General features: G+C 64.8%; 19 protein-coding genes. 8 read left to right on the top strand and 11 right to left on the bottom strand.

The features are described from left to right. The 4 genes from B5M41_RS22955 to B5M41_RS22940 form a co-directional block, all read right to left on the bottom strand. On the bottom strand, positions 1-726 hold the full coding sequence (locus B5M41_RS22955; protein ID WP_230640311.1) for a DUF2259 domain-containing protein: 726 nt from the start codon (positions 724-726) through the stop codon (positions 1-3). Between the two features lie 5 nt (positions 727-731). Then, positions 732-1,409 carry a ribulose-phosphate 3-epimerase gene (rpe, locus tag B5M41_RS22950; RefSeq protein WP_134650791.1) on the bottom strand — a complete coding sequence of 226 codons (678 nt, stop codon included), beginning with the start codon at positions 1,407-1,409 and terminating at the stop codon, positions 732-734. 78 nt (positions 1,410-1,487) lie between these two features. Beyond that, positions 1,488-2,489 carry a P1 family peptidase gene (locus B5M41_RS22945; RefSeq protein ID WP_134650790.1) on the bottom strand — a complete coding sequence of 334 codons (1,002 nt, stop codon included), beginning with the start codon at positions 2,487-2,489 and terminating at the stop codon, positions 1,488-1,490. Then, positions 2,490-3,557 carry an ABC transporter substrate-binding protein gene (locus B5M41_RS22940; RefSeq protein ID WP_134650789.1) on the bottom strand — a complete coding sequence of 356 codons (1,068 nt, stop codon included), beginning with the start codon at positions 3,555-3,557 and terminating at the stop codon, positions 2,490-2,492. It abuts the gene before it with no gap. A 173-nt stretch (positions 3,558-3,730) separates the two neighbouring features. Between B5M41_RS22940 and B5M41_RS22935 the strand changes: the two genes are divergently transcribed. Continuing rightward, on the top strand, positions 3,731-4,225 hold the full coding sequence (locus B5M41_RS22935) for a flavin reductase family protein (protein WP_413713267.1): 495 nt from the start codon (positions 3,731-3,733) through the stop codon (positions 4,223-4,225). Between the two features lie 26 nt (positions 4,226-4,251). Continuing rightward, positions 4,252-4,569 carry a TfoX/Sxy family protein gene (locus tag B5M41_RS22930; protein WP_134650788.1) on the top strand — a complete coding sequence of 106 codons (318 nt, stop codon included), beginning with the start codon at positions 4,252-4,254 and terminating at the stop codon, positions 4,567-4,569. Here the strand turns inward: B5M41_RS22930 and B5M41_RS22925 are convergent. The 5 genes from B5M41_RS22925 to B5M41_RS22905 all read right to left on the bottom strand — a co-directional run bounded on the left by B5M41_RS22925 (position 4,542) and on the right by B5M41_RS22905 (position 9,447). Continuing rightward, positions 4,542-4,979, bottom strand: a complete 438-nt coding sequence (locus B5M41_RS22925) for an NUDIX hydrolase (protein WP_134650787.1) — start codon at positions 4,977-4,979, stop codon at positions 4,542-4,544. The genes B5M41_RS22930 and B5M41_RS22925 overlap by 28 nt on opposite strands. A gap of 53 nt (positions 4,980-5,032) precedes the next feature. After that, a complete protein-coding gene (locus B5M41_RS22920) occupies positions 5,033-6,529 on the bottom strand; it encodes a DEAD/DEAH box helicase (RefSeq protein WP_134650786.1) in 1,497 nt (498 codons plus the stop codon). Positions 6,530-6,722: 193 nt separating this feature from the next. Continuing rightward, on the bottom strand, positions 6,723-7,997 hold the full coding sequence (locus B5M41_RS22915; RefSeq protein WP_230640302.1) for a M23 family metallopeptidase: 1,275 nt from the start codon (positions 7,995-7,997) through the stop codon (positions 6,723-6,725). Positions 7,998-8,129: 132 nt separating this feature from the next. Beyond that, a complete protein-coding gene (locus B5M41_RS22910) occupies positions 8,130-8,957 on the bottom strand; it encodes a ferritin-like domain-containing protein (protein WP_134650785.1) in 828 nt (275 codons plus the stop codon). A 22-nt stretch (positions 8,958-8,979) separates the two neighbouring features. Beyond that, positions 8,980-9,447: a peroxiredoxin gene (locus tag B5M41_RS22905; RefSeq protein WP_134650784.1), complete on the bottom strand. Its 468-nt coding sequence runs from the start codon at positions 9,445-9,447 to the stop codon at positions 8,980-8,982. A gap of 151 nt (positions 9,448-9,598) precedes the next feature. On the opposite strand from B5M41_RS22905, the gene B5M41_RS22900 reads away from it, so the two are divergent. Then, positions 9,599-12,988 (top strand): DUF3971 domain-containing protein, encoded by a 3,390-nt coding sequence (locus B5M41_RS22900; RefSeq protein ID WP_167719315.1) that lies wholly within the window; start codon positions 9,599-9,601, stop codon positions 12,986-12,988. Positions 12,989-13,036: 48 nt separating this feature from the next. On the opposite strand, the gene tyrS is transcribed toward B5M41_RS22900, so the two are convergent. Further along, a complete protein-coding gene (gene tyrS, locus B5M41_RS22895; RefSeq protein ID WP_134650782.1) occupies positions 13,037-14,290 on the bottom strand; it encodes a tyrosine--tRNA ligase in 1,254 nt (417 codons plus the stop codon). Between the two features lie 114 nt (positions 14,291-14,404). Here tyrS and B5M41_RS22890 point away from each other — a divergent pair, with 114 nt between their 5' ends. Then, on the top strand, positions 14,405-15,538 hold the full coding sequence (locus B5M41_RS22890; protein ID WP_134650781.1) for an anhydro-N-acetylmuramic acid kinase: 1,134 nt from the start codon (positions 14,405-14,407) through the stop codon (positions 15,536-15,538). Between the two features lie 66 nt (positions 15,539-15,604). Continuing rightward, positions 15,605-16,114, top strand: a complete 510-nt coding sequence (locus B5M41_RS22885) for a GGDEF domain-containing protein (RefSeq protein WP_134650780.1) — start codon at positions 15,605-15,607, stop codon at positions 16,112-16,114. Positions 16,115-16,176: 62 nt separating this feature from the next. Here the strand turns inward: B5M41_RS22885 and B5M41_RS22880 are convergent, their stop codons facing one another. Then, positions 16,177-16,854 (bottom strand): alpha/beta hydrolase, encoded by a 678-nt coding sequence (locus B5M41_RS22880; protein WP_134650779.1) that lies wholly within the window; start codon positions 16,852-16,854, stop codon positions 16,177-16,179. A 211-nt stretch (positions 16,855-17,065) separates the two neighbouring features. Between B5M41_RS22880 and B5M41_RS22875 the strand changes: the two genes are divergently transcribed. From B5M41_RS22875 to sufC, 3 genes are all read left to right on the top strand, one after another. After that, a complete protein-coding gene (locus B5M41_RS22875) occupies positions 17,066-18,223 on the top strand; it encodes a cysteine desulfurase family protein (RefSeq protein WP_134650778.1) in 1,158 nt (385 codons plus the stop codon). 137 nt (positions 18,224-18,360) lie between these two features. After that, complete coding sequence (gene sufB / locus B5M41_RS22870) at positions 18,361-19,830, top strand: Fe-S cluster assembly protein SufB (protein ID WP_134650777.1); 1,470 nt, start codon at positions 18,361-18,363, stop codon at positions 19,828-19,830. Positions 19,831-19,903: 73 nt separating this feature from the next. Beyond that, a complete protein-coding gene (gene sufC / locus B5M41_RS22865; protein WP_119258299.1) occupies positions 19,904-20,659 on the top strand; it encodes a Fe-S cluster assembly ATPase SufC in 756 nt (251 codons plus the stop codon). Positions 20,660-20,668: the final 9 nt, after the last annotated feature.

Below are 20,668 nucleotides of genomic sequence, written 5' to 3'. Positions count from 1 at the left end.
TCAGGGCCGGAAGGGCACGGCGATCCACCGGCCGTTGTCGCCCTCGAAACCGACGCTGCGCACCAGCACCAGCGCCACATGCACCCGCTTGCCGCTTTGCACAGGGAAGGTCAGCGCCCCGGAGAGCTGGTAGGTCAGCGGGCAGTTGCGGCTGTCGGGAACCTGCCTGTCCTCGTAGACCGTCCGATCGACGGGCTTCCCGTCATCCTGCACGAGGCGCAGGCGAAAACCCTTGCCACCGTGGGGCGTCACGTCACGGCATTTTTCCGGCAGCGGCAGCGCGATCTCGTCGAGCGCAAGGGCATAGCTTCCACCGGGCATGGGCTCGATGGCGAAGGGGTAGTATTCGATGCGGCTGCGGTCCACGCCGAGCTGCCCCATCGGGTTGAACGCGGCGAGCACGCCGGGATTGTCGAGAAGCCTGTTCTCCTCGATCATCGGTGCGGCCTTGGCCATTGCATCCGCCCGCGCTTTGGAAATCCCGGCCTGTTCGTCATCGATGCGCACGCGCACCGGCGTGCCGGGCAGATAGGCGTCCTTTTCCGTGTCGATGAAATAGATCGTGGAATAGGGAAAGCCGGAGCCGTCCTGAACGCCGAATTCCTCAAAGGCATAGACCTTGCCGTCGGACGAGAAGCCGATGGACTGGAAGGTGGAAAAGTCCCCGGCCAAGGCGCCCGTCGCCATCGGGAGACAGGCGGCAAGCGCCGTCGCGGCGTTGCGCACGATCCTCAATCGCGGGCTCCCTCCGCATTGGCGCGGAGCGTCTCGATGGTTTTGCGATAGGCGTCGATGTGGCCGCCGCCGAAGATGGCCGAGCCCGCGACGAAGACATTCGCGCCCGCCGCCGCGGGAATGGCGATCGTATCGACCGCGATGCCGCCATCCACCTGGATGTCGATCGGCCGGTCGCCGACCATCTTGCGCACGCGGCGCAGCTTTTCCTGCATCGCCGGAATGAATTTCTGGCCGCCGAAGCCGGGATTGACCGTCATGACGAGGATGAGGTCGATCTTGTCTAGGAGGTAGTCCAGCACGCTTTCGGAGGTCGCCGGGTTGATCGATACGCCGGCGCGCTTGCCGAGCGCACGGATCGCCTGCAGCGAGCGGTCGAGATGCGGCCCGGCCTCGGCATGCACGGTTATGCTGTCGCAGCCCGCCTTGGCGAAGGCCTCGAGATACGGGTCGGCCGGCGAGATCATCAGGTGGCAGTCGAAGAAGGCGTCGGTGTGCGGGCGCAGCGCCTTGATGACATCGGGGCCGAAGGAGATGTTCGGCACGAAATGCCCGTCCATGATGTCGAGATGGACCCAGTCGGCGCCGGCGGCAACGACGTCGCGCACTTCCTGGCCGAGCCTGGCGTAGTCGGCGGCGAGAATGGAGGGCGCGATCCGGATGGGAAGGGTCATGTCAGGCTCCTCGGAAAAGGACAGGGCAGGATATGCGCGTGGCCATATCATTCCCGGCAGGGGGGAACAACGGGCGAATTAGCCCGTCGCCCAGCTCGGCATGACGTCGCCCGCCATCGGCTTGGCGTCGTGCACGCCGCGCGCGATGGCGCGGGCCATGGTCGAGGCGGCGGCCGCGCCCAGCTCGACGAAATCCTCCGGTGCCGGTGTGCGCCCGCTGCGGCCGGTGGCGAGCGCGAAGACGAGGTCGCCGTCGAAGGGCGTATGCGCCGGCCACAGCGCGCGGGTAAGGCCGTCATGGGCGGCGATCGCCAGACGCTTCGCCTCCGCCTTGGTCAGGATGGCGTCGGTTGCGATGACGGCGATGGTCGTGTTTTCCGTGCCGGTCGGGTTGCGCGACATTTTCGTCCGTGGCAGCCTTGCTTCCGGGGGAAAAGGCGCGGGCAGGCCGAGCCCGCCGAATTCGCCGTCCTCCTCGAAGGGTGCTGCCCAGAAATGCCTGCTATCGCCGACCGTCGCGGACCCGAGCGCATTGACCGCGACAAGCGCCCCGACGGTGAAACCGCTGTCGAGCACGCTGGATGCGGAGCCGAGCCCGCCCTTGAAGGTGGCGGTGAGCGCCCCGGTCCCGGCGCCGGCGCTGCCGGTCTCGAACTCCTCCGCCGCGGCGGCCAGCGCCGCATAGCCAAGTTCACGATAGGGCGGGTAGCGGCCCCAGTCCTTGTCACCGCCGTTCATGAGATCGAACAGGATGGCGGCCGGCACGATGGGAATGCGGTGCGGGCCGACGGCGAAGCCGCGGCCGGCCTCCCGCAGCCCGGCCTGCACGCCGGAGGCGGCATCGAGCCCGAAGGCGGAGCCGCCGGAAAGCGCCACGGCATCGACCGTCTGCACCGTGTTGTGCGGTTCGAGAAGGTCCGTCTCGCGGGTGCCGGGCGCGCCGCCCAGCACCTGGACGGCCGCGATTGCCGGCTCTTCGCAGAGCACGACCGTCACGCCGGAGCGCAGCGCGTGGTCCGTCGCATTGCCAACCATGAGGCCCGCGACATCCGTAATGCGGTTTTTCGGGCCGGGGTGCATCTATTCGCCTTCCTTCTCGGCATCGGCCGGCGTGAAGGCGCCGTCGCGCCACACCAGCAGGCGATAGGGATTGTCCCGCAATTCGTGATCGCTGCCGAAGGCGACAGGGCCGAGAGCGGTGGCAAAGCTGCCGGCCGTGAGTTTTTCGATGAGGTCGCCGCCTTCGGCCGCGGCCGCAGCCACCACGCTTACGGCGGCATGGGCCGGCAGCACATAACCTTCCGCCACGATGCCCTCGGCCTGCATGGCAGCGGCCACGGGCCTTCCCTCCGGCAGGGTCTGGTAATCGGGCAGGGCGATCGCCTGCACACCGTCCGTCATCGGAACCAGCGGATCGGCGCCCAGGAGCGCTTCGCCGCCCAGCAGGGCGAGCGAGATCTTCTCCGCCTTCGCGTCGCGGGCGATCACGGCGACATCGGTCCGGTCGCCGCCGACGAAGACACGGGTGACGCCCGTTTTGGCAAGCCGGCGCACCAGCGTCAGTTGCTGTTCCTGGGCGGGGCGGAACGTATCGACGAAGGTGGCCTTCATGCCGATCTCTTCCAGCTGGAGACGCACGGCCTCCACCAGTTCGCGCGCATGGATCGTGCCGTCGTCGATGAGGGCGAAGGGTTCCGATTTCCAGTGGCGCGTGATGACCTCGACGGCCTTTTCCGCTTCCGCCTTCGGGCCGGGCGCCAGCCGGAAGAGCGGCCATTTTTTCTTTAGGGCATCTTCCATGAGAATGCCGGAGCGCACGGAGAGCGTGATGGCGGGGATCTTCGCTTCGGCAAGCGCCGGCAGCGCGGCGGCAAGCCCTTCCGTGCAGAGGAAGCCGATGGCGGCGCGTGCGTCCGCGGCGATGATCTGCCCGGCGATGCCTTCGCCATCGGTTTCGTCGCAGGCTTCCGCGATCTCGACCACGGTGTCGCCATTGGCGGCGGCGGCAAAGCGGGCGCCATCGCGCACCTGCTGGCCGAGAATGGCGAGCGGGCCTTCCGTGGGGGCCACGACGGCGAAGGTCAGGCCGGCCGCGAAGGCAGGCGAGGCGACGGCGGCAAACACGCTGGCAAGGACGGCGCTCTTCATCTTCAACCCATGGATCGCGATCGTTTCCTTTGTACGGATCGGGCTTCGGGCGTCAAAGGGAAAAGTCCCAAACCCGGCCATTGTCCTGAAAGAGACAGGAAAATTCGGCGTTCGGGGGTTACATTTGCGTTCATTTTCGCCATGTATCTCCAGTGTCAAAGGAGAATGCCGTGTTGGACAGATCGACGCTGGATCCGTCGCGTTATCGCGATGCCATGAGCCGTTATGCCGGCCATGTTCAGATCGTCACGACCGCGCATGACGGCGAAAGACGCGGCGTCACGATCACCGCCGCCTGCTCGGTCTCCGACAGCCCGGCCATGGTGCTTGCCTGCGTCAACGCCTCGAATTCCAAGAACGCGATCTTCGAGAAGAGCGGCCATTTCGCGCTGAACGCGCTCGCTGCGGACCAGATCCATCTCGCCAACGCCTTTTCCGGCCGTGACCCTGCGATGACACCGCAAGAGCGTTTCGCCCTTGGCGACTGGCAGGAGCTTGCGACGGGTGCTCCGGTGCTGAAGAATGCGCTGGCGGCCTTCGATTGCCGGCTCGTCGAAGTCACGGTCATGGCGACCCATATGGTGCTGATCGGCGAGGTGATGGGCGTTTCCTTCGGCGACCATCGTCCGGCGCTCATCTACAAGGATCGGGGCTATCATACGCTATAAGGCGCGGCGAGAAACAGGAGCGGAACTTGGATCGCGACGGGATTGAAGAGATGTTCCAGGCGCTCGGGCCGGTGACGATCCGGCGCATGTTCGGCGGCAAGGGCATCTACCATCAGGGCCGCATCCTCGCGATCGATTTTCGCGACGAGATCCTGCTCAAGGCCGATTCGGTCAGCGCGCCCGAATTCGAGGCGGCCGGGTGCCGGCAATGGACCTATGAGGGCAAGAAGGGCACGCCGGTGAAGATGCCCTACTGGTCGGTGCCGGAAGCGGCCTTTGACGATCCCGACGAGATGGCGATCTGGGTGCGGCGCGCCTACGAGGCGGCGTTGCGCGCCGGCTGACGCCGAATGAGCGCGTCCACTGCATCCGCGGCAAAGCGCGAAAGCGGGCTCGGCAGGTCATCGAGCGCGAACCAGCCGAATTCCGGCAGCTTTTCCGGCTCCATGACACGCGGCTCACCGGAAAAATCGTCGGTCACGTAGATAAGCGACAGCCAGTGCTGCCGCTCCTGCGTGATGATCTGCTCGGAGATGCAGAGAAAATCGAGGGTGCGCGTCGCGATGCCCGTTTCTTCCTCTGCCTCGCGACGGGCGGCATCGATGGCGCGTTCCATGTGGTCGACCTTGCCGCCCACGATGTTCCAGCACCCGGCCTCCGGCGCCTTGACGCGGCGGTAGAGCAGCAGCTTGCCGTCACGCAAAACAGCCAGGCCGCAACCGAGGCCCGGCACGTCTATCCCAGGAGTGGACATTCAGGAAATCCAGCAGGTGTGGTTTCGCGCCGGAATGCGCAAATCCGGCGCTATCAGGCCTTGCCGGCAATCAGCATGAAGGCCGGGACGTCGTCGCCGAAGCCGAGCGGCGTCGGGCCGTCATCGTCGTCGCGGCGATAGCGGTTGCGGCGGTCACGGCTGTCGTCGTTGGCCGGGCGCGGCGCGGCGTGGTTTGCTGCGCGGGGATTGCGTGCGGGATTCTGCGGCCGTACGTCCGCCTTGCGTTCAGCTTTCACGACGTCCACCTTTTCTTCGGTCTCGATTGCCTCGACCCGGGGTTCCGGGGCACGGGCTTCACTCTTGCCACGGCCGCGCGAGCGGTCACGGTCGCGCCCGCCGCGATCACGGCCGTTGCGCGGGCGTTCACGCTCTTCGCTTTCGGCCTGCTGCGGCAGGTCCTCGAGCGAGCCGTTCAGCCATTCGATCTTCTGGTCGATCAGCTTTTCGATGGCGTCGACGAACTTGCCGTCACGCTTGGACACGAGGGTGAAGGCGGCGCCCGAGCGGCCGGCACGGCCGGTGCGGCCGATGCGGTGGACATAGTCCTCGGCATGGATCGGGACGTCGAAGTTGAAGACGTGGCTCACATCGGGAATGTCGAGGCCGCGGGCCGCGACATCGGACGCCACGAGTAGCGTGAGCTTGTTTTCCTTGAAATTCGCCAACATCGTCGTGCGCGACCGCTGGTCCATGTCGCCGTGCAGGGCGCCGACGGAGAAGCCGTGGCGGTCCAGCGAGCGGAAGAGGTCCGCGACATCGACCTTGCGGTTGCAGAAGATGATCGCGTTCTTGAGATCGTCCTGGGCGCGGATGAGATCGCGCAGCACGGCGCGCTTCTCGTAATCCTTGCTGTGGGTGGCGACGAAACGCTGCGTCACGGTCTTTGCCGTGGAGGACGGCGGGGCCACCTCGATGCGCTCCGGGTTCTGCAGGAAGCGGTCGGCCAGCTTCTGGATTTCCGGCGGCATGGTGGCCGAGAAGAACAGCGTCTGGCGCGTGAAGGGAATGAGCTTGGCGATGCGCTCGATATCGGGGATGAAGCCCATGTCGAGCATGCGGTCGGCCTCGTCGATGACGAGGATTTCGACGCCGGTCATCAGCAGCTTGCCGCGCTCGCAATGGTCGAGAAGGCGGCCGGGCGTGCAGATCAGCACGTCGGCGCCGCGCTCCAGCTTGCGGTCCTGCTCGTCGAAGGAGACGCCGCCGATGAGGAGCGCCACGTTCAGCTTGTGGTTCTTGCCGTATTTTTCGAAATTCTCGGCAACCTGTGCGGCCAGTTCGCGGGTCGGCTCGAGGATCAGCGTACGCGGCATGCGGGCGCGGGCACGGCCCTTTTCGAGAAGGGTCAGCATCGGCAGCACGAAGGAGGCGGTCTTGCCGGTGCCTGTCTGGGCAATGCCGAGAATGTCGCGCCGCGCAAGCGCCGGCGGGATGGCGCCGGCCTGGATCGGGGTCGGGATCGTGTAGCCCGAATCGGTGACGGCGGACAGGACTTTCTGGCTCAGGCCAAGATCAGCAAAAGTGGTCAAAGGAAAAACAGTTTCCGTTCCGGTTCTCGCGAACACAATGAGTTGTAGCGGTCGATGCGCCGCTAGGATGCAGCGCACTTATGCCGAAAGTGCCGGAAAGTCAAGGAAATCAGCTTTTCTACAAAACCGGCGGCCTATTTGCTGCTGCCGGACGACAAATTTGTCATACGAAGGGAAACGGATCTGGCGTTCGTCAATCCATGTAGGTGGTCAGCTTCATGCCCGCCGTGAGGAAGCGCATCGGGTCGATCGCCTTGCCGTTGCGGCGCACTTCGTAGTGCAGATGCGGGCCGGTGGAGCGGCCCGTCGTGCCCGAAAGGCCGACCGGGTCGGACGCCTCGACGTGATCGCCGACCTTGACGAGAACGCGGGAAAGATGGGCGTAACGCGTGGTCAGGCCGTCGCCGTGATCGATTTCCACCATGTTGCCGTAGCCGCCGTTGCGGCCGGCAACGGTGACGGTGCCAGCACCGCTGGAACGGATCTGCGTGCCCGTGCTCGCGCGGAAGTCGATGCCGGCATGCAGCGCCAGCCGGCCGAGGAACGGATCGGTGCGGTTGCCGAAGCGGCTGGTGATGTTGCTGCCCGGCGAGGGGTTGCCGAAGGGCAGCTTGCGCGCCGTGCGGCGGGCCGCATCGAGACGATCGAGCGCATCGTCGAGGTCGTTGATGGATTCCTCGAAGGGATTGGAAAGGGTTTCGGGCTCAACGAAGGGGCCGCCGATGGCGGTCTGCGCGCCCTCTTGGGCAGCCTGATCGTCGGCGGCGGGCGTCTCGGTGACATCGAAGCCGGTGCGGCGCAGGATCGTCTGGATGGCGTCGGCGGTTTCTGATGCGCCTGCCGTCAGAGACTGGATCCGGTTCAGCTGGTCGTGTTCGAGGTCCTTCAGCGACAGCGTGACGCGCGAGAAGAGGCGGTCGGCCCGATCGGCGACCGATTCGCCGGTCGAAGCGTAGGCGAGCTGCGTGGTCTTTTGCGGGGCCACGTTGCCCATGATGGCGTTGATCGCGCCGACGGCGTCGGCACGGCGGCCGTCCGTCACCGGCTTTTCTTCGGGCAGGGGCACGGTTTCGGCGCGGTTGAGCAGGGCGTCGAGCTTGCCATGGCGCGCGGAAAGCGCCAGCTGCTGCTGCATCAGCTTCTCGACCTTCTCTTCCACGACCTGCTGGTCGAGGAGCTGGCGGCTGGTCACGCGATCGACCTGGGCGCGCAGCGCGGAGATGCGGTCTTCGTAATCGTGCTGCATGCGCGCCTGGCGCGCCATCGTGGCGCCGATGAGGTCGTCGCGCAGGACAAGATAGGAGGTGGCGGCGAGATAGCCGACGGTGAACATGCCGGCAAAACAGAATGTGACGGCCGCCATCCAGGGACGGATGGTCATGTGGCGGATCTTGTCGCCGCTCGCCAGGATAACGACATGCTGCTGCGCGCGTTTTCCGAAGACGCGGTTTTCAGGACGCTCCGCCACAGATGACCCCCAGACGTTTCAGCTACGCTACCGGCGCGTCATCCGGTGACTCGCGCTGCCGTGCTCTTGGCGGGGATTACACTCTGTTAGGGTTAATAAAGCCTTTCGTGGGGCTCGTTTCGGCCGGAAATATCAGCTCTGGCTTACGGAAACGAGGGCGCGGTAGAATGACGGCGTCAGCCCCGCCTCTGCACGCGCGACATCGTTGAACGGCGCCTTGAGCGGGCTTCGAAAATTGGTGCGCACCAGATGCTGGAAGGTGGCGGAAGGGTCTTTCTTTTCCCGCGCGCAGAGGAAGCGGAACCACTTCGCGCCGACGGCGACATGGCCTTTCTCGTCGTTGTAGATGATGTCGAGAATATCGGCGCTGGCGTGGTCGCCGGTCTCGCGCATCTTCATCTGCAATGTGGGCGTCACGTCGAGGCCGCGGGCCTCCAGGATGAGCGGCACGACGGCAAGGCGCGCGGTCAGGTCGTTGCGCGTGTCGTGCGCGGCCTGCCACAGGCCGTCATGGGCGGGCAGGTCGCCGTAGTCGGCGCCGAGCTCGCGCAGGCGGTCGCGGATCAGCCGGAAATGCTTGGCTTCCTCGAAGGCCACCTGCATCCAGCCGTCGAAGAAGGAATGCGGCACCCGCTCGGTCGTGAAGCGCGCGACGATGTCGAGGGCGAGATCGATGGCGTTGAGCTCGATATGGGCGAGCGCGTGCAGGAGCGCGATGCGGCCCTTCTCGGTGTGCAGCGAGCGCTTTTCCATGTTCCGCGGCGGCACGAGGTCCGGCTTGTCCGGCCGGCCCGGCCGCGCGGGCAGGACCGGATCGCGCGGCGAGCGTATCGAGAGCGTGCGGGCAAACCAGCGGCGCGCGGTTTCCTGCGCAAGATCCGCCTTCATGTCGAGATCGGCCGAGGCGATCGCGGCGGTGGCGCCGCCGCGCAGGCTTTCGATGTGCGGGGTGTGAGTCATTCCAGGGCCTTGATCGCGTCGCTTAAAGCTTCCTGGCAGCGTCCAGGACGGCGGCCACATGGCCGGGGACCTTCACCTTGTTCCAGACCTCGGCGATCTTGCCTTCGGCATCGATCAGAACCGTGGTGCGTTCGACCCCCATATAGGCGCGGCCGTACATGCTCTTTTCCTTCCAAACGCCATAGGCCTGCAAGGTCTCCAGCCCTTCGTCGGAGGCGAGCGGCACGTCGAGGCCGTGCTTCTTGACGAACGAATCATGCTTCTTGACCGGGTCGGGCGACATGCCGATCAGCGCGACGCCGGCGGCGTCGAAATCGGGCCGGGCGGCGGTAAAATCCTTCGCCTCCGTCGTGCAGCCGCTTGTGTCGTCCTTCGGATAGAAGAACAGCACGACGGGCTTGCCGCGAAAATCCTGCAGGGAAACGGTGCCGCCGCCATCGCGTGGCAGCGTGAAATCGGGGGCTTTCATGCCGGGGGCCAGTTCTGCCATGGGATTTCCTTTCTTTGGCCGGCTTTTTGAGTCAGGGACCGGGCTTTCCGCATATATAGTGACGGGCAGAATCGTCCAGCGCAGAGCGGACGGCACGCCACCTTTCCACGGGATAGCACGGCGAACCAGGGCAGGGGAAAGCAAACGCTTCATGGGAGAGATCCGCGGCGAGAAAGTTGTGTTCCGCAAGCAGGATATCGTTCCGCTGCACGAACTGCCGTCCGCGCGGGCCCATGAGCCGATCGTCCTGCACGCCGTGGAAACCGGGCGAACCGGCTTTCTGTGCCGTATCCTTGCCGGTGTGGTCGCGCTCGTCCTGTTCATCGGCGCGGGGCTTGTCGCGCTTGTGGAGGCGGGCGTCTTCGACAGCACCCTGAACGCCCGCGCCGTCACCGCCCTCAACGATGCGCTGGGGCCGCGTTACCGGGCCTCGGTGGATCACACGGTGCTGCGCGTCGCCGGCCTGCGCGGCTTCGTCCTGAAGGCGGAGAATGTGCGCATCGTCGATGTGCAGTCGCAGAAGGAGATGGCGACGACCGAGGCGGTCGGCCTGGTGCTCGATCCGACGGCGCTTGTCGTCGGCCGCGTCGCCATTTCGCGGCTCGATGTCGATGGCGTCATGATCAATGCGGCGCTCCTGCCCGAAAGCAAGCCGCTCGATCTCGACGACCTGCGCATTTCCGATGTGCCCGACTATCTCGAAACGGCGTTCGAGCGGCTGGACGGCATGGACCGCCTGATCGATTCGAGCGGCATGCAGGCCGTCAACCTGTCGGATTTCGGGGCGACGTTCCAGGGACCGGGCGGGCGTCCTGTCGTCTTGTCCATTGCGGATCTCCAGTTCTCGCGCGATGCGTCCGGCACCATGTCCATCGACGGCCGGTTTCTGCTGAACGACAAGGAGGGCGAGATCGACCTGACCGCGGCGACGCAGGGCGGCTCGGTGCGCACGATTGACGGCGTCATCCGCAACGTCGCCTTCGGCAATCTTTTGCTGAGCCACGCCCCTGACGGAGACATTCATGCGGGTGTCGACACCACCATGGATGTCACCGTCAGCGCCGGACGCGAAGGCGAAGCCGCAAAGCCCCGGCTGGTGGTGGACATCGGCCTTGCCGCCGGCACGGTTTATGGCGACGGCGTGCCGGCCGAACTGCGCCCGTCGACAATCAAGGCGAGCTATAATTTCGACAAGGGGTCGATCGAGCTCGCGTCGAAGGATGCGAGCGTCGGCCAGTCGCATTTCCCCTTCACCGGCGGCCTCATCGATCTCGACCGCGTCTCCGACAAGCCGAACAAGGGTTTCGCCATCGATCTCGTCTTCAGCAACGCGATCAGCCGTCCGGTCGATTCCACCGAGGCGCCGATCCGCTTCGACGCGAAGGCGAGCGGCTATTACCTGACGAAGACGAAGAAGCTGCAATTCGACGAAATGGCGGTGTCGAGCGAAAAGGGCAACGTGGCGGGCTCGCTTGCCATGCGCTTCGGCGACCGGCAGCCGGAAATCAGCTTCGTGATGATCGCCAGCGAGCTGGAATCGGCTGCCGTCAAGCAGTTCTGGCCGTTCTGGATGGCCAAGACGGCGCGCAGCTGGGTGATCAAGAACATTTTCGGCGGCACGGTCACGAACGGCCGCATCGAGTTCTATCTCGCCGAGGGGCGCGAGCGAACGCCGGGCGTGCCGATGCGCCTCACCGAAGACGAATTGAAGATCGATTTCGATATCGAGGGTGCGCGCATGAACGTGGCGGGGGAAATCCCGCCGCTGCGTGACACATCCGGCCAGTTCCGCCTGCGTGGGCCGCGCGCCGAAATCTCCATCAAGGGCGGCACGGCCTATTTCCCGTCGGGCCGATCCGTCGCGCTGACCGGCGGCACCTTCATCCTGCCGGACAACTACACCAGGCCGCTGATGGCCGACATGGACATCGACGTTTCCGGCGATGCGGATGCCATCGCCGAACTCGTCACCTATCGCCCGATCCGCGCCTTGCCCGCGACGGGCTTCGTGCCCGAGGATTTCTCCGGCCCGGTGAAGGCCAAGGTGAAGGCGCATTTCGGCGTGATCCCCGCGCACAAGCCGCCGCCGCCCGAATGGAATGCGGCGCTGACGCTCGACGGCGTGGACGTGCGCAAGCCGGTCGCCGGCCGCAAGGTGACCGACCTGCACGGTGTCCTGACGATCGATCCGCGGCAGGCGGTGCTCGATGCGAAGGGCGATGTCGACGGCGTCGGCCTCAACATCGCGCTGGTCGAGCCCGTCGACAAATCCAGCGGCGCCAAGCGCAAGACGACACTGTCAGGCACCATCGGCAACAAGGATCGCCGTTCGCTGCTGCCTGGTCTCGACGAGATCGTCGAGGGGCCTGTCGACATCCGCGTCGAGCAGGGGGGCGATGGAACGAGCAGCGTCGAGGCCGACATGGGCAAGGCGGCGGTGTCCGTGCCCTGGCTGGGCTGGACGAAGGGCGCGGGCATCGGCGGCAAGGTGACGCTGACCGCCAGCACGGCCGATGGCGTGACGAAGATTTCGGATTTCCGGTTCGCCGGTGACGGCTTCAATGTCGCCGGTGCGCTGAATTTCCGCGGCGCCTCGCTCGATTCGGCGAATTTCTCGACCGTCCGCCTGTCGGCCGATGACAGTTTCCGCATCAAGGTCGACCGCTCGAAGTCCGGTTACCGGGTCGCCGCCAATGGCGAGGCGGCGGATGTGCGCCAGGTGCTCGCCCGGCTCAAGAACGCGACCGGGGGCAGCGGCCGCGACAAGCAATCGGTCAGCGTGGATGCGAGCCTCTCGCGTGCCGTGGGCTTCAACGGCGAGAGCCTGTCCAACGTGCAGTTCAGCTACAACACGGCCGGCGGGCGCATTTCGGGGCTGAACCTCTCCGGCGTGACATCGGGTGGCGCGCCTGTCGTGGCCCAGGTGGTGAAAACCGATGGCGTCGACGTGATCCAGCTGACCAGCGGCGATGCAGGCGCCGTTGCGCGCTTTGCCGATGTCTACCGCCATATGCGGGGCGGGCTGCTGAATGTACGCCTGCGTGACACGGGTGCGAACGGCTGGCTCGGTTCGGTCGATATCCGCAACTTCGCGCTGGTGGGCGAGGAGCGGCTGCATTCGCTCGTCTCGACACCGGCCGGGGAAAACGGCCGCAGCCTCAACCAGGCGGTCCGCCGGGAGATCGATGTCAGTGCCGTGAAGTTCTCGCGCGGCTTTGCCCAGGTGCGTGCCTCCGGCGGTGCGCTCAGTGTGGCGAATGGCGTCGTGCGAGGCGAAACGGTCGGCGCGACATTCCAGGGCATCGTGCGCGACGCCAACGGCAATATCGACATGACGGGCACCTTCATGCCGGCCTACGGCCTCAACCGGCTCTTCGCTGAACTGCCTCTGATCGGCGTCATCCTCGGCAACGGCAACGACCGCGGCCTGATCGGCATCACCTTCAAGCTGGCCGGCTCGCTGGAGCACCCCAATCTCACGATCAACCCGCTGTCGATCATCGCCCCGGGCGTCTTCCGCAACATCTTCGAATTCCAATGAAAAAGGCCGCCCGGAGGCGGCCTCGATCGTGATTCAGATTGTGGGCGCTCAGGCCGGGCGCACGAGGATGTGCTTCTTCTTGCCGAGCGAGAGCTTGATGACGCCATCGGCGGAAACATCCGCGGTGCCGACGATACGGCGCTCGTCGGAGACGGCGGTGTCGTTGATGCGCACCGCGCCGCCCTGGACGTGGCGGCGCGCCTCGCCGTTGGTGGCGGCAAGGCCGGCTTTGACGATCAGCGCGAGCAGGCCGACCCCGGCCTCGAGTTCGTCCGTGGCAACGTCGATCGACGGCAGGTTCTCGGCGATCGCGCCCTCCTCGAAGGTCTTGCGCGCCGTCTCGGCCGCCTGCTCGGCATTCTCGCGGCCATGCAGCATCGCCGTGACTTCGGTGGCGAGGATCTTCTTGACCTCGTTGATTTCCGAGCCGCCAAGCGCCGAAAGGCGGGCGATCTCGTCCATGGGCAGGGTCGTGTAGAGCTTCAGGAAGCGCGAGACGTCGGCATCTTCCGTGTTGCGCCAGTACTGCCAGAAATCATAGGCCGACAGCATGTCCGGGTTCAGCCACACGGCGCCCGAAAGCGACTTGCCCATCTTGGCGCCCGACGCCGTGGTCAGAAGCGGCGAGGTCAGCGCATAGAGCTGCGGCGAACCCATGCGGTGGCCGAGGTCGATGCCGTTGATGATGTTGCCCCACTGGTCGGAGCCGCCCATCTGGAGGCGCACGTCATGGCGCTTGTTCAGCTCGACGAAATCGTAGGCCTGCAGGATCATGTAGTTGAATTCGAGGAAGGACAGCGATTGCTCGCGCTCCAGGCGCATCTTCACGCTGTCGAAGGCCAGCATGCGGTTGACCGAGAAGTGCCGGCCGACGTCGCGCAGGAATTCGAGGTAGTTGATGCCGAGCAGCCAGTCGGCATTGTTGATCATCAACGCGTCTTTCGGGCCGTCCCCATAGGTGAGGTAATTGGAGAAGACCTTCTTAATGCTGGCGATGTTATCGTTGATGGTCTGCGGGGTCATCAGCTGGCGCGCCTCGTCCTTGAAGGAGGGATCGCCGACCATGCCGGTGCCGCCGCCCATCAGCGAAACCGGGCGGTGGCCCGTCTTCTGGAGCCAGTGCAGCATCATGATCTGGATGAGCCCGCCGGCATGGAGACTGGGCGCCGTCGGATCGAAGCCGATATAGGCCGTCACGGTTTCCTTGGCGAGAAGGTCGTCGAGGCCCGTTTCATCGGAGATCTGATGAATGAAGCCGCGCTCTTTCAGCGTGCGAAGGAAATCGGATTTGAATTCGGACATGGCCTGTCTCTCTGGTGTAATCGTGATGACCGGACATCGTTTTCCGGTGGACAGCGGGGCGTTTAACATCGTTTGCAGGCATAATCACTTTAAAAGTGAGTCTGGAGAGGACGCATGACAGCAGTGAAAACGGCCATCGGCCTCATGAGCGGAACGAGCCTCGACGGCATAGATGTCGCTCTGTTGCGCACCGATGGGGAGGGGCGCGTGGAGCGTGGGCCCGCCATGGCGCAGGCCTATGACGCCGCCTTCCGCCTTCGCCTGCAGGATGCGCTTGAAACGGCCAGGGCGATCCGCGATCGCGGGGACCGGCCGGGCGATCTGGCCGCGGTCGAGCGGGAGCTGACGCTGCGCCATGCCGCGGCCGTGAAAGCGTTCCTCGCACAGAACGACCTGTCCGCCGCCGATATCGATGTCATCGGCTTTCACGGCCAGACCGTGCTGCATCGGCCGGATGACGGCCTGACCGTGCAGCTCGGCGATGGCGGACTGCTGGCCGCCGAGACCGGCATCGCAGTCGTCTGCGACATGCGCGCCAACGACATGGTGCATGGCGGGCAGGGCGCGCCGCTGGTTCCGGCCTATCATGCCGCACTCGCCGCAAGCCACGCCAATGCGCGCGGCAAGGCCGTCGTCTTCGTCAATATCGGCGGCATCTCCAACATCACCTTCATCGGCAGCGGCGGAGAGATCGTCGCCTACGATTCCGGACCGGGAAATACGCTGATCGACCAATGGGTCGAAGCGCGCGCCGGCATCGCTTTCGACGAAGGTGGGGCGATCGCTTCCAAGGGCCGTATCGATCCCGTGCTTGCGGCGCGCTATCTTGATCTTCCCTTCTTCAGCGATCCGGTGCGCCGCTCGCTCGACCGCAACGATTTCCGCCCGCCGTCGGACACCGACGCGAACCTCGAGGACGGCGCACGCACGCTCGCCCATGTCACGGCGGCGGCGATCCTGCGCTCCGCGCGTCATCTGCCGGAACGTCCCGCGCTTTACGTGATCTGCGGCGGCGGCCGGCTGAACAGGGTCATCATGGAGGACCTTGCCGCGCTTGCCGAACGGGAGGAGGCCGAGGTCGTCGCTGCGGAGGCGCTGGGGCTCGACGGAGACAGTATGGAGGCGGAAGCGTGGGCCTATCTGGCGGTGCGGTCGCTTGCCGGCCTGCCGCTCACCTTTCCCGCGACGACGGGCGTGAAGGCCGCGGTGACGGGCGGGGTCCTCCACAAATCTGTAGGCCGCGGTTAATATTTTCTTCGCGGTCAGCGCCTAGCATTACGCCCCGCACCGTCGCGCGAGAAGGTCAATGCCGAGATGGATGCGCTGACCGGCCTCCTCAACCGGCGCGGTTTCGACAACCGGTTCCAGGCCCTCATGGCGAAGCGCGGCGTGCACAGCCTGATCCTGTGCGATCTCGATCATTTCAAGGCGGTCAACGACACCTACGGCCACTCGGGCGGCGACGCCGCGCTGCGGGCCTTCGGCGAGATGCTGGCGGCGGCGGCACCGAAGGATGCCCTCGTCGCACGCATCGGCGGCGAGGAGTTCGCGCTCTTCCTGCCGCATACCGGCAGGGATGCGGCCATGCTGTTTGCGCAGGCATTGCGGGCGACACGCGCGCTCTCGCCCGTGCCGGGCCTGCCGCCGCATCTGCGCATCACGGCAAGCTTCGGGGTTGCGGAACTCGGAGAGCGGGAGCTTCCGCGCTTTGCCATGCGCCGGGCGGATGATGCGCTTTACGCCGCCAAGAGCGCCGGACGCGATTGCGTGCGGGAAGCCGAGCCGCCCTCCGTCGTCCTGGAAATCGTGCGCACCTCCAACTAGGCGCCCAACAAAAAAGCCCGATGGCGAAGCATCGGGCTTTTGTCTGTGCACCTGTCGGCCGCTTAGCGGATGCGCTTGGCGGCCGGTTCCGGTGTCAGTTCGCCGGCGAGGCGGCGGTCGAGGTAATCCTCGCATTCGGCCATCAGCGTTTCTGTCTGGCCGTTGAAGAAGTGGTTGGCGCCCGGCACGGTCTTGTGCGTGATGAGGATGCCCTTCTGCGTCTTCAGCTTCTCCACGAGGCCGTTGACGTCCTTTTCCGGTGCAACCTTGTCCGCTTCACCGTTGATGATGAGGCCGGACGACGGGCAGGGGGCGAGGAACGAGAAGTCGTAGGTGTTCGGCTGCGGGGCGATCGACATGAAACCTTCGATTTCCGGGCGGCGCATCAGGAGCTGCATGCCGATCCACGCACCGAAGGAATAGCCGGCGACCCAGCAGCTCTTGGAATCGGGATGCAGGCTCTGCACCCAGTCGAGTGCCGACGCCGCGTCCGACAGCTCGCCCGCGCCATGGTCGAATTCGCCCTGGCTGCGGCCGATGCCGCGGAAATTGAAGCGCAGCGTCGTGAAGCCGCGCTTCTGGAACATGTAGAACAGCTGGTAGACGATCTGGTTGTTCATCGTGCCGCCGAACTGCGGATGCGGGTGCAGCACGATGGCGATCGGGGCGTTCTTCTGCTTGGACGGCTGGTAACGGCCTTCAAGGCGACCGGCGGGTCCGTTGAAGATGATTTCGGGCATTCTTACTCCGGCAAGCTCGGGTCCGAAAACGGATTCTTGTCAACTGAAGTCTTGACGAAAGCAGTCAGCTTTTCTAGAACCTAGTTTAGAACCATTCGAAACTGTAGGGCGCCAGGTTGGCGCCGTGAGTTTGGTGTCATAAGGCAAGCCCGACGGAAATTTCAAGAAAAATGCACGCGCATGGACCTTGATTGCCGGGCACGGATAAAGAATGACCAGAACCGAGCGCACATATCTGGACTGGAACGCGACGGCGCCCTTGCTGCCGGCGGCGCGTGACGCCTTTGTCGTGGCGCTCGATCTGGTTGGCAATCCGTCTTCCGTGCACGGCGAGGGCCGGGCGCTGCGCATGCTCGTGGAAGCCGCGCGCCGGGACGTGGCAGCGCTCGTCAATGCCGCGCCGGCCCATGTCATCTTCACGAGCGGCGCGACCGAGGCGGCGAACCTCGTCCTCACGCCGAATTATCGCATGGGGCGCACGCCGCTCGCCATCGGCCATCTCTATGCAAGCGAGATCGAGCATCCCGCGATCCGCGAAGGCGGCCGCTTTTCCCGCGAGGCCGTGACGAGCATCCCAGTGACACCCGCCGGTGTCGTGGATCTCGATGCGCTCGAGACATTGCTGCAGAACCACGACAAGGCAAGCGGCCTGCCGATGGTCGCCGTCATGCTTGCCAACAACGAGACCGGCATCGTCCAGCCGGTGAAGGCCGTGGCGGAGATCGTTCGGCGCCATGGCGGCCTTCTCGTCGTCGATGCGGTTCAGGCCGTCGGCCGCATGCCCGTGGATATCGAGGCGCTGGATGCCGATTTCCTGATCCTGTCCTCGCACAAGCTCGGCGGTCCCAAGGGCGCTGGCGCGCTCGTCTCGCGCGGCGAGGTGCTGATGCCGGTGCCGCTGATCCGCGGCGGCGGCCAGGAAAAGGGGCATCGCTCCGGCACGGAGAACCCGGCGGCGCTTGCCGGTTTTGCCGCTGCCGCGCGCAGTGCCGCCGATGAGCCGGCCGTGCGCAACAGCCGCATTGCCGGCCTTCGCGATGCGCTTGAAAAGGGCATGCGCGCGGCGACCAACGACGTGATCATTCACGGCGCGGAGGTCGAGCGTGTGGCCAACACCTCGTTCTTCAGCCTGCCGGGCCTGAAGTCCGAAACCGGCCAGATCGCCTTCGATCTGGAGGGGATCGCGCTTTCGGCCGGTTCGGCCTGCTCGTCCGGCAAGGTCGGCCAGAGCCATGTGCTGACGGCGATGGGGTTCGATGCCGCGCTTGGCGGGCTTCGCGTGTCGCTTGGCCCGGGCTCGACTATGGCGGATGTGGAACGCTTTCTGGCGGCATTCTCGCGCGTCGTGTCGCGCCGGCGTGCCGCCTGAGGCAAAACTTGCGGGAACGCAAGTTTTTGCTTGCCAAAAGGTGTGAAAAGCGCCCTTTGGCCCTTACATAACCGGCGGTAGACCGCCACACGTTGACAAACTGCCGGACCTTGGATCCGGCAAGATTGGAGAACGACATGCCTGCGGTGCAGGAAACGATCGATCAGGTCCGTCAGATTGACGTCGACCAGTACAAATACGGTTTCGAAACGAACATCGAAATGGAAAAGGCCCCGAAGGGTCTTTCCGAGGAGATCATCCGTTTCATCTCGGCGAAGAAGGACGAGCCGGAATGGATGCTCGAATGGCGTCTTGAGGCCTATCGCCGCTGGCTGACGCTGGAAGAGCCCACCTGGGCGCGCGTCAATTATCCGAAGATCGACTTCAACGATCTCCATTATTATGCCGCGCCGAAGAATCAGACCGGCCCGAAGTCCATCGACGAAGTCGATCCGGAACTTCTGAAGATGTACGAAAAGCTTGGTATTCCGTTGCGTGAACAGGAAATCCTGGCTGGCGTGCAGACGTCGAAGATCGCCGTCGATGCCGTCTTCGATTCGGTCTCGGTCGTCACGACCTTCAAGGAAGAGCTGAAGAAGGCCGGCGTGATCTTCATGTCGATCTCCGAAGCCATCCGTGAGTATCCCGATCTCGTGAAGAAGTATCTCGGCACCGTCGTACCGACGACCGACAACTTCTATGCGACGCTCAACTCAGCCGTCTTTACGGATGGGTCCTTCGTCTTCGTGCCCAAGGGTGTTCGTTGCCCGATGGAGCTGTCGACGTATTTCCGCATCAACGAGAAGAACACCGGCCAGTTCGAGCGCACGCTGATCATCGCGGAAGAGGGCGCCTACGTCTCCTATCTCGAAGGTTGCACCGCGCCGCAGCGCGACGAAAACCAGCTGCACGCCGCCGTCGTCGAGCTGGTCGCGCTGGATGATGCCGAAATCAAGTATTCCACCGTCCAGAACTGGTATCCGGGCGACAAGGACGGCAAGGGCGGCATCTACAACTTCGTCACCAAGCGCGGCGATTGCCGGGGCAAGAATTCCAAGATCTCGTGGACGCAGGTCGAGACCGGCTCCGCCATCACCTGGAAGTACCCGTCCTGCATCCTGCGCGGCGATGGCTCGCGCGGCGAGTTCTACTCGATTGCCGTTTCCAACGGCCATCAGCAGATCGACTCGGGCACCAAGATGATCCATCTCGGCAAGAACACGTCGAGCCGCATCGTCTCCAAGGGCATTTCCGCCGGTTTCTCCAACAACACCTATCGCGGCCAGGTTTCGGCCCACCGCAAGGCGGAGAACGCGCGCAACTTCACCCAGTGCGACTCGCTCCTGATCGGCGACAAGTGCGGTGCGCATACCGTGCCCTATATCGAGGCGAAGAACGCGACGGCGCAGTTCGAGCACGAAGCGACCACCTCGAAGATCTCCGAGGACCAGCTGTTCTACTGCCTGCAGCGCGGCATCCCGACGGAAGCGGCCATTGCCCTCATCGTCAACGGCTTTGTCAAGGAAGTCATCCAGGAATTGCCGATGGAATTCGCCGTCGAGGCGCAGAAGCTCATCGGGATTTCGCTGGAAGGCTCGGTCGGCTGACCTCCATTCATTGAAGTTCAGGCGCGCGAGATCCGCGCGCCACACCACGAATTCGTCCGAAAAGGATATGTCCATGCTTGAAATCAAGAACCTGCACGCCCGCATCGCCGAAGACGGCACCGAGATCATCCGCGGCCTGAACCTCACTGTGAAGGCCGGCGAAGTCGCCGCCATCATGGGGCCGAACGGCTCCGGCAAGTCGACGCTCTCCTATATCCTGTCCGGCCGCGAGGACTATGAAGTCACCGAGGGCGACATCCTCTACAACGGCGAGAGCATTCTGGAACTCGACCCGGCCGAGCGCGCCTCCAAGGGCATCTTCCTGGCCTTCCAGTATCCGGTCGAAATCCCCGGCGTCGCCACCATGCAGTTCCTCAAGGTCGCGATGAACGAGCAGCGCAAGGCGCGCGGCGAGGACGAGCTGACGACGCCGGACTTCATGCGCCGCGTCAAGGAAGCCGCCGCCGAACTCAAGATTGCGCCGGAAATGCTGCGCCGTCCGCTCAATGTCGGCTTCTCCGGCGGTGAGAAGAAGCGCGCCGAAATCCTGCAGATGTCGCTGCTGGAGCCGAAGCTGTGTGTTCTCGACGAGACCGATTCCGGCCTCGACATCGACGCGCTGAAGATCGTGGCCGACGGCGTCAACGCGCTGCGTTCGCCCGACCGGGCCGTTATCGTCATCACCCACTACCAGCGCCTGCTCGACTATATCGTGCCCGATACGGTCCATGTCCTCTACAAGGGCCAGGTCATCAAGTCCGGCGACAAGACGCTGGCGCATGAGCTGGAAGCGAACGGCTATGCCGACATCATCGGGGCTGCTGCCTGAAGCATGGCG

Source organism: Shinella sumterensis (genome assembly GCF_004514425.2).
GTDB classification, from domain to species: Bacteria; Pseudomonadota; Alphaproteobacteria; order Rhizobiales; family Rhizobiaceae; genus Shinella; species Shinella sumterensis.
The sequence above is the reverse complement of the archived record's forward strand: the minus strand, read 5'-3'. Positions and strand labels throughout refer to the sequence as shown.